We start from the raw sequence: 8,490 nt of genomic DNA on the forward strand, positions 1-8,490 counted from the left end.
AGGGGAGAGGGAACACGGTGAGGCGAGTCGGAGGTGCCAAGGCACCATAAAAAGCCTTGTTCGCCATCCCGGGACGACCGGCGTGGCGGGCGGTCTGTCGGATAACGTCTACAATGCCTAACGAGTGTTAGCTCACTGCTAGACCGCCGTTCTCCGGCCCACATCCCCCCGCAGTCACCAACCGCGTCACGGGGGCCGGTTTCCCAGGAGGCTCCACCCACCATGATTGAACCCTTCACCCCCGAACCGATCCGCTGGGTCGCGGAAGACGGCACGCCCGTCCGCCCGCTTCCGGAACGGTTCACGCCCGAACTGCTGCGCGACCTGCACCGCGTCATGGTGCAGGCCCGCGAATTCGACAAGAAACTCATCAACCTGCTGCGCATGGGCCGCACCACCTTCTACGCCCAGTCCAGCGGCATGGAAGCCACCCAGGTGGGCCTGGCGCGCAGCATCCGCGTCGGCCACGACTGGGTCTGGCCGTACTACCGCGATCAGGCGCTGGGGCTCGCCATGGGCGTGCCGCTGTTCGAGATGATCAGCCAGTGCCTGGGCACGAACACCGACACCTGCCGCGGCCGGCAGATGCCGCACCACTTCGCGTCCCGCCGGTACAACTTCGTGTCCATCAGCAGCTCCATCGCCTCGCAGGTGCCGCCGGCGGCCGGAAGCGCCATGGCGCAGAAGTACCTGGGGACCGACGAGATCACCGTCTGCACCTTCGGGGACGGCGCCACCAGCGAAGGCGACTGGCACGCCGGCCTGAACATGGCCGGCGCCGCGAAGGCCCCGGCACTGTTCATCTGCGAGAACAACCAGTGGGCGATCAGCACCAGCATCCGCGAGCAGACGGCCAGCGAGACCATTCACATCAAGGCCAAGGCCTACGGCATGCCCGGCTTCTACGTGGATGGCAACGACATCGTGGCCGTGATGGAAGTCTGCGCGCACGCCGCCGAATGGGTCCGCGCCGGCAACGGCCCCGCCTTGGTGGAGTGCCTCACGTACCGGGTGGGCTCGCACAGCAACGCCGACGCCGACGCCGAGAAGCAGTACCGCAGCCGCGAGGAAGTCGAGGCCTGGGTCGCGCGTGACCCCATCACCCGCATCGAGGGGCTGCTCGCGCACCTGGGCCACCCGGTCACCGCGGAGGAACGCGCCGCGCTGATCAGCGAGACGCACCGGCAGATTGACGAGGACGTGCAGCGCGCCCTGGACAGCGGCGAACCCGACTGGCGGATCATCTTCGAGGACGTGTACGCCGACATGCCCACCCACCTGCGCGACCAGGAGGCTTTCCTGCGCGCCGAACAGACCGGAGGTCAGGGATGACCGCGACCAGCAAGGCCCCCGCCGCGGGCGGGGCAGGGGAGAGCCGCGTGATCACGCTGATCCAGGCGGTGAACGAGGCGATCGCCGAGGAGATGACCCGCGACAGCCGCGTCGTGCTGTTCGGCGAGGACGTCGGCGGACGCGGCGGCGTGTTCATGGCCACCGCCGGCCTGCAGGCCCAGTTCGGCAAGGACCGCGTGTTCGACACGCCCCTGAGTGAAGCCAGCATCGTGGGCGCGGCCGTGGGCATGGCCGCGCGCGGCCTGCGGCCCATCGCGGAGATCCAGTTCGCGGACTACATGGGCCCCGGCTTCGACCAGATCATCAGCCAGGCCGCGAAGATCCGCTACCGCAGCGGCGGGCAGTACACCGCGCCCATGGTGATCCGCACGCCGTCCGGCGGCGGCGTGAAGGGCGGGCACCACCACAGCCAGAGCCCCGAAGCGTACTACGCCCACACCCCCGGCCTGAAGGTCGTGATGCCCAGCACCCCGTACGACGCCAAGGGCCTGCTCAAGGCGGCGCTGCGCGGCGAGGACCCGGTCATCTACTTCGAGCCCAAACGCCTGTACCGCGCCGCGAAGGGCGAGGTGCCTGACCACGACTACACCGTGAAGATCGGGGAGGCCGCCGTGCGCCGCGAGGGCACCGACCTGACCCTGGTCGGGTACGGCGGCGTGATGCCGGACGTCCTGAAGGCCGCCGACGCGCTGGCCAAGGAAGGCGTGCAGGCCGAGGTGATCGACCTGCGCAGCATCGTGCCCTGGGACCAGGACTGCGTGCTGCAGAGCGTGGAGAAGACCGGCCGGGCCGTGCTTGTCAGCGAGGCGCCCCGCACCGCGAACTTCATGGGCGAGGTCGCCTACACCATCCAGGAGCGCGCCTTCGACTATCTGACCGCGCCGGTCACGCAGGTCGCGGGCTTCGACACGCCGTACCCATACGTGCAGGACAAGGTGTTCCTGCCGGGCGCCAACCGGATCGTGAACGCCTGCGTGCAGGTCCTGAACTATTAAAGGCCGGCCAGCGCGTGCGACCTGACCTGCTGCGCCCCCTGCTGGGCACCCTGGGCGTGGTGATCGGCTTCGGCCTGTACGCCGCCCTGGGGCGCCTGCCGCAGCCGTGGCCCCACCTGCTGATCGGCCTGGCGTTCGTGGTGCTGGGCATCTCGGCCTGGGTGTACGCGCGCGGCGAGCGCTGGATTCAGATCCTCGGCGCCGTGCTGGCCCTGTACGGGCTGCTGCGGGCCACCGTGCTGCACTGATTGCAAACCCAGCCTGCTTTCCCTCCCCGACTGTTTCCCGATTCCCGAAGAGGTTCCCATGAAAGAAATCCTGCTGCCCGAACTCGCCGAAAGCGTCGTTGAGGGCGAAATCCTGAAGTGGCTGGTGCAGGAGGGCGAGACCGTCGCCCTGGAGCAGCCGCTGTGCGAGGTCATGACCGACAAGGTCACCGTGGAACTCCCCAGCACCGTGGCCGGCGTGCTGCACAAGCAGCTGGCCAAGGAAGGCGACGTGGTCGCCGTGCACGCCGCCATCGCCCTGATCGACGACGGCAGCGCAGCCGGGGCCGGGGCGGCCGCGGCCCCCAGCGCCACTCAGGCCATCCAGGAAACGGCCGAGAACCCCGGCACCGCCGACGCGCAGCTGCCCCCCCAGGCGCAGGAGGAACGCGAGCAGGTGGGCGGCAGCATCGTGGAGGCCACGCACCTGCCCAAACCCGAGGACGACTCCGGCAGCCTGTTCAAGGCCTTCGCCTCCGACGACGCCGTGAAGGTCCAGGGCCTCGGACAGCGCGCCGCCGCCCCGGCCGCTCCCGTGAAGCACAACGAGGGCCGCATCCTGGCCGTGCCGGCCGCGCGGCAGCTCGCCCGTGAACTGAACGTGGACCTCGCGTACGTGCCGGGCAGCGGCCCGAACGGCCGCATCCGCGTGGCGGACGTCCTGGCCTTCAGCCAGCAGGCCACCCAGGCGCCCGCCGCGGCTCCGGCCGCCGCCACGACCGCCGCTCCGGCCACCCAGGCTGCCCCGGCGGCGCGTCCCGCCGCGCCCGCCGCAGGGGGCATGCCCGTCGCGCCCGTGCAGTACCGCACGCCGAAAGGCTACGAGCACCTGGAAGACCGCGTGCCGCTGCGCGGGATGCGCCGCGCCATCAGCAACCAGATGGTCGCGTCGCACCTGTACACCGTGCGCACCCTGACGGTGGACGAGGTGAACCTCACGAAGCTCGTCGCGTTCCGGGACCGCGTCAAGGACGATGCCAAGGCCCAGGGTGTGAAGCTCTCGTACCTGCCGTTCATCTTCAAGGCCGTGGCCGTCGCCCTGCGCAAATACCCCAGCCTGAACACCTCCTTCGACGAGGCCACGCAGGAGATCGTGCAGAAGCGCTACTACAACATGGGCATGGCCGTCGCCACCGAGGCCGGCCTGACCGTGCCGGTCATCAAAGACGTGAACCACAAGAGCGTCTTCGATCTGGCCCGCGAGGTCGTGGACCTCGCCGGGCGCGCCAACGAGGGCAAGCTCCAGCCGGACGAACTGGCCGGCAGCACCTTCAGCATCACCAACATCGGCTCGATCGGCGCGCTGTTCAGCTTCCCGATCATCAACGTGCCGGACGCCGCCATCCTGGGCATCCACAGCATCGTCAAGCGCCCCATCGTGGACGAGAACGACAACATCGTCGTGGCGCACATGATGTACCTGTCGCTGTCCTTCGACCACCGCCTGGTGGACGGCGCGGAAGCGGCCCGCTTCTGCAAGGAAGTGATCCGCCTGCTGGAGAACCCCGACCGCCTCATGCTCGAAGCGATGTGACCGCCCCGCCGGCCTGACCCTGCGGTCACGGCCGGCTGGACGTCCGGGCCCCGGGAGCACACCGCTTCCAGGGCCCGGCCCCGTTGGCCCCGGTTCAGCACCCCGTCAGGTTGGGCGGGTAGGGTGGGCCGTCACGGTGGACGGTCCACCGGCCCCTGCCCCTCCCGGAGGGCCCCTGGGGCGAACCCCCCGCGACAGCCCACCTGATCTCTCTGCATTCCTTGTCGCTTTTCTCACACCCTGGATTGGATACCCTGATGCCCATGCTGCGCCTGCCCGCCCTGCTGACACTGCTCACGCTCCTGACCGCCGCTCCGGCGCAGGCGTTGAAGGTCATGGTCGTGGACGCCGAACTGCAGAGCACCCTCGGCTACGGCGAGACCAGCGGCGGCCGCCTCAACCTGCAACTCGTCGGCAACTACAACGGTCCCGTGGTGCTGCTGTTCGCCCAGACCGACGCCGAGAAGAAAGCCGGCCTGTTCCCCGGCCTGCAGGCCCGCTACGACGGCACCCTGCGGGGCGGCGTGCTCTCCCTGAACGAGGGCAGCGCCAACCGCGCCAGCGCCCTGTCCTTCCCGGGCAGCGCCAACCCGGTCACGCTGGACAAGTTCCTCAAGGGCTTCAAGCTCACGCTGGGCGTGAACACCCCGGCGGTCACCCTGCCCGGCCTGAAAACCCAGGAGAACGGCAACAACAGCAACCAGAAGAAATGAACCGAGGCCGGCCCTACGCAAGGGCCGGCTTATTTCTGATGCCCGACAGGCCCCCCCTGACCCAAGATCAGCGCAAGTTTCCCCCGGACAAGCGTGAAGGTGAGATCAGGTCGAACCTGACATCCTGATGCTCATCCACGGCCCCCTCTCCTTCCGCCCTGCACGCCGTCCGCTGCTCCTTTCAGTCCAGGCCCGCCCGCGCGGACCGTTCACGGAGGCTCCATGCTCGCCCAGATCCTGATCGTAGAAGACGACCCTCATCTCGGCCCGCTGCTGCGCGACTACCTCGCAGCGGACTACCAGGTGCACCACGCCGCCACCCTGAAAGACGCGCAGGCCTGGCTGGGCACGCACAACGCCCAGCTGATCCTGCTGGACCTGAACCTCCCCGACGGGGACGGCCTGGACCTCGTGCAGGCCCTGCGGCAGTACTCCAGCACCCCGGTGCTGGTGCTCTCGGCACGCAGCGGCGTGCAGGAGCGCGTGGCCGGCCTGAATGCCGGGGCGGACGACTACCTCACCAAGCCCTTCGCGATGCCGGAACTCGACGCCCGCATCACGGCCCTGCTGCGCCGCACGGCGGCCGGGACCGGCGTGAATCTGGGCAACACCAGCCTGAGCACCAGCAGTCTGTTGCTTACCGTGAACGACAAGAACGTGAACCTCACCGAGCACGAGGCGCGCATCCTGGAACTGATGATGCGCACCCCGGAACGCGTGTTCTCCCGCACCGACATCGAGTCGCACCTGTACGGCTGGGAAACGCCGAACAGCAACAGCGTGGAGGTCCGGATCTCGCAGCTGCGCAAGAAGCTGGAATCGGCCGGCAGCGACCTGCGCATCCGCACCATCCGGAACGTCGGGTACGTTCTGCAATCCTGAAGAAAGCCTCCGGGCGACCGGAGCGCCTGACTACACTGACGCCATGAGACGCCCGCCGCGCCGCCCCCGCCTGCCTGTGCAGGAGGCGCGGCGCGGCGCCGTGCCACACCCGGGGCACCCATGACCCGGGCAGCCCGGCTGGACGGCGCGCGCGTGGCGTGGCGGCACAGCCTGCGCTTCCGGCTGGCCCTGATCTACACCCTGCTGGCCCTGGCGATCACGTCCGTCATGGCCCTCGGGGTGATGGCGCTGCTGCTGCGCAGCATGGACCGGCAGTTCGACGCCCGCCTGAACGAGCGCGCCGACGTGATCGCCGAACGCTTTTCCAACCCCGCGCGTTCGCTGGGCGTGGGCCTGCCCCCGGTGGGGTACACCGCCCTCGTCAGCCCGGACGGCACCATCCTGCAGGCCAGCAGCGGCCTGAACCTCAAGGCCGGGGAGCCCTTCCCGTACCTCAGCCAGTCCCGGGTGCCGCTGCTGGGCGTCCCGATCCGCACCGTGACCCGCAAGGCCGGCGATTTCGGAACGCTGTGGGTGGGCCTGCCGGAGGAGGACCTGATCAACGCCCGTGAGAGCGCCACCCGCGCGCTGCTGCTGGCCCTGCTGGTCACGCCGCTGCTGATGCTCCCGGTGGGCCTCTGGGCGGGCCGCCGGGCCCTGACCGGCCTGGGCGGCGCCGCGGACCTCGCCGACCGCATCGACCCCACCCGCAGCCTCGCTACTCTGCCCCTGCCGGACCGGGAGGACGAGGTGCACCGCCTGCTCGCCGCGATCAACCGTCTGCTGGTGCGCATCGAGGCCGGGCAGGCCCGCGAGAAGCAGCTACTCGGACAGATCGTGCACGAACTCGGCGCGCCGCTGACCGTCCTGAAGGCCTCCCTGAACCGCGCGGCCGAGCACACCGGCGACCCGGACGTGATCCGCTCGGCCCTGGTGGCCGACGAGCTCACCTTCACCACGCAGGACCTGATGCAGCTCGCCCGCGGGCAGCTGGAAATGAAACTCGTGTGGCACTACATCCCCGCCCGGACCCTGCAGGGCCGCCTGGACCGCCTGGTGCCCGGCACCGCCTTCCAGGGGGACTGGGCGGCCGGGATCCTGTGCGACCCGGACCGCCTGACCCAGGCGCTGCGCAACCTGCTCGCCAATGCCCGCCGCGCTGCCGGGCCGGACGGCACCGTCACCCTGACCCTGAACGAGACCCCGGAGCAGGTGACCTTCACGGTGCGTGACAGCGGTCCCGGCCTGCCCCCGGACCTGGGGGACCGCATCTTCGAGCCATTCGTGAGCGGCGCGGGCAGCAGCGGCCTGGGCCTGAGTGTCAGCCGGCAGATCGCCCTGGCGCACGGCGGGAACCTGGCCGGCAGCACCGCGCCGGGCGGCGGCGCGCAGTTCACGCTGACGCTCCCGGGCGCCGCCCTGAACGAGACGGACGACGAAGTGAGCGAGGAACTGCTGGACGAGCCCGCTATCCTGGCCCGGTGACCGGCGCCCCACCTCACCCTCACGCTGCCCAGGCCGCCGAACTCATCGCCCTGCTCACCCTGCGCTTCACGCCGCACCTGGGGCCGCGCCGCATTGAGGCGCTGCGCACACACTTCGGGACTGCCCAGGCGGCCCTGAACGCTCCGCTGGCCGAACTGCGCACCGTGCCCGCCCTCGACAGTCGCAGCGTGGCGGGCATCGGCACTGCGAAGGCCGCCGACCTCGCGCACCAGGAACTCCAGAAGGCCGAGCGCGAAGGCGTCACCCTGCTCGGCCGGGGCCTGCCCGGGTACCCGCCGGCCCTTGACGCCCTGGGTGACCCTCCACCCGTCGTGTGGGTGCGCGGGTCCCTCCCTGAGCTGCCCGTCACGCCGCGCAGCATCGGGATCGTGGGGACCCGCACCGCCAGCCCACACGCGATCAGCCTGACCCGCGGTATCGCCGCCGATCTCGCCCGCGCGGACGTGACCGTCATCAGCGGACTGGCGCGCGGCGTGGATACCGCCGCGCACGAGGCGGCGGTGGACGCCGGCGGGACCAGCATCGGTGTGCTCGGCAGCGCCGTGAACCACATCTACCCCAGCGAGAACGTGCCTCTGGCCCGCCGCCTCACCGTGCTCAGCGAATATCCGCTGGGCACCCCGCCGGCGCAGCATCACTTCCCCATGCGCAACCGCCTGATCGCCGCCCTGAGCAGCGGTACCCTGGTCGTGGAGGGCGAACGGAAATCCGGATCGCTGATCACCGCCACGCACGCCCTGGAATGCGGCCGGACCGTGTTTGCGGTGCCGGGCCGCGCCGGCGACCCCCGGGCCAGCGGTCCGCACAAACTCCTCCGGGAGGGCGCGGTCCTGACGGAAACCGCCCAGGACATCCTGGATGAGCTGAACTGGGGCACTGCACCGGCCCAGCCCCTCCCTGACCTCCCGCCAGAGCAGGCGCGGGTGCTGAAGGCGCTGGGCACGCCGGCCACCCTGGACGACCTTCAGGCGGTGACCGGTCTGGCGCTCCCCGACCTGCAGACCGCACTGGTGATGCTGCACCTGATGGGCCTTGCGGAAGAGACCGGCGGTCGCTGGGTGAGAAGGTAGGAGAGAAGCCAGCCCGGGATTGGAGACCAGTCTGCCCCGATCTCCTTTTCTTTCTCCTGCGGGTCGTTCAGGTGGGGGAGAGAAGGGGAGGGGGTGGTATGCTTCGACTCGCATCGAGAGCTTGAGCTGAGCTTCATCCCGTACCGGATGCGACGGGTACGCGGACGACAA

The 8,490-nt window shown here is 70.0% G+C and carries 8 protein-coding genes; all 8 read left to right on the forward strand.

Features of this window, described 5'->3' with window-relative positions; genetic code table 11:
- Nucleotides 1-222 precede the first annotated feature (222 nt).
- The 8 genes from DFI_RS13655 to dprA all read left to right on the forward strand — a co-directional run bounded on the left by DFI_RS13655 (nt 223) and on the right by dprA (nt 8,319).
- A complete protein-coding gene (locus DFI_RS13655) occupies nt 223-1,332 on the forward strand; it encodes a thiamine pyrophosphate-dependent dehydrogenase E1 component subunit alpha (protein ID WP_022800756.1) in 1,110 nt (369 codons plus the stop codon).
- Nucleotides 1,329-2,348, forward strand: a complete 1,020-nt coding sequence (locus DFI_RS13660) for an alpha-ketoacid dehydrogenase subunit beta (RefSeq protein WP_027464175.1) — start codon at nt 1,329-1,331, stop codon at nt 2,346-2,348. Before DFI_RS13655 ends, DFI_RS13660 begins: the two co-directional genes overlap by 4 nt.
- A 14-nt stretch (nt 2,349-2,362) precedes the next feature.
- Complete coding sequence (locus DFI_RS13665) at nt 2,363-2,596, forward strand: hypothetical protein (RefSeq protein WP_027464174.1); 234 nt, start codon at nt 2,363-2,365, stop codon at nt 2,594-2,596.
- 58 nt (nt 2,597-2,654) lie between these two features.
- Nucleotides 2,655-4,148 (forward strand): dihydrolipoamide acetyltransferase family protein, encoded by a 1,494-nt coding sequence (locus DFI_RS13670; protein WP_027464173.1) that lies wholly within the window; start codon nt 2,655-2,657, stop codon nt 4,146-4,148.
- Between the two features lie 263 nt (nt 4,149-4,411).
- Nucleotides 4,412-4,861, forward strand: coding sequence for a hypothetical protein (locus tag DFI_RS13675; protein ID WP_027464172.1), 450 nt, complete (start codon nt 4,412-4,414; stop codon nt 4,859-4,861).
- Nucleotides 4,862-5,083: 222 nt separating this feature from the next.
- On the forward strand, nt 5,084-5,743 hold the full coding sequence (locus DFI_RS13680; RefSeq protein ID WP_027464171.1) for a response regulator transcription factor: 660 nt from the start codon (nt 5,084-5,086) through the stop codon (nt 5,741-5,743).
- A 120-nt stretch (nt 5,744-5,863) separates the two neighbouring features.
- Nucleotides 5,864-7,228 carry a sensor histidine kinase gene (locus tag DFI_RS13685; RefSeq protein WP_027464170.1) on the forward strand — a complete coding sequence of 455 codons (1,365 nt, stop codon included), beginning with the start codon at nt 5,864-5,866 and terminating at the stop codon, nt 7,226-7,228.
- Nucleotides 7,225-8,319 carry a DNA-processing protein DprA gene (dprA, locus tag DFI_RS13690; protein ID WP_027464169.1) on the forward strand — a complete coding sequence of 365 codons (1,095 nt, stop codon included), beginning with the start codon at nt 7,225-7,227 and terminating at the stop codon, nt 8,317-8,319. Before DFI_RS13685 ends, dprA begins: the two co-directional genes overlap by 4 nt.
- Nucleotides 8,320-8,490 lie beyond the last annotated feature (171 nt).

Origin of the sequence: Deinococcus ficus (assembly GCF_003444775.1) — a bacterium.
GTDB classification, from domain to species: Bacteria; Deinococcota; Deinococci; order Deinococcales; family Deinococcaceae; genus Deinococcus; species Deinococcus ficus.